Raw genomic sequence first — 681 nt, 5'->3', positions numbered from 1 at the left:
GTAATAAGTAAAATTAATTATCAAGAATTTGATAATGCTTTAGCAAATTGTTTGAGAGAAATAAGCAATCGATATGACTTTAAAGGACTTCACATCACTATAGAGCGAAAAGATAAATCAGTTACAACCAATGCTCCTGATGAATTAAAATTAAAGCAAGTAAATGAATTGTTACAAACACATTTAGTAAGAAGAAAAGTAGATCCAAGAGTTTTGGAAGTTAAAAGTTCAGAAGGCGCTTCAGGTGGAGCCATTCGACAAGTAAGTGAACTTAAAGAAGGTATTAGCCAGGAAAATGCTAAAAAAGTTATAGCTGATATTAAAAAACTTAAACTTAAAATTCAGGTTAAAATCCAAGGGGATGAATTAAGAGTTGATGGTAAAAAAAGAGATGATCTTCAAGAAGCTATAGCAGCAATTAAAGCTATTGATATTGGACTTCCAATAGATTTTGTAAACTTTAGAGATTAATCCTCTCAAACTATTTATTGTATTTGGTACAAAAAGATATAAGCAGACACTCAATTACTTAAAATTTATATCAATCCCAACATAATGAACTTCTCTGATTTAAATATTGAAAATAAATTAAAAAGATCAATTGAATTGGCTGAATTTAGAACTCCGACCCCTATTCAAAGTCAATCCATACCAATTAGCTTAGAGGGAAAAGATGTTTTA

Annotated in this window: 1 protein-coding gene; it reads left to right on the top strand. The window is 29.4% G+C overall.

Translation table 11 applies throughout. The features are described from left to right. On the top strand, positions 1–471 hold a 471-nt coding region (locus AMN99_RS02770), incomplete at its 5' end, for a YajQ family cyclic di-GMP-binding protein (RefSeq protein WP_075506316.1). Positions 472–681: the final 210 nt, after the last annotated feature.

It is taken from the genome of Candidatus Pelagibacter communis, assembly GCF_001180225.1.
GTDB lineage: Bacteria > Pseudomonadota > Alphaproteobacteria > Pelagibacterales > Pelagibacteraceae > Pelagibacter > Pelagibacter ubique_D.
The sequence above is the reverse complement of the archived record's forward strand: the minus strand, read 5'-3'. Positions and strand labels throughout refer to the sequence as shown.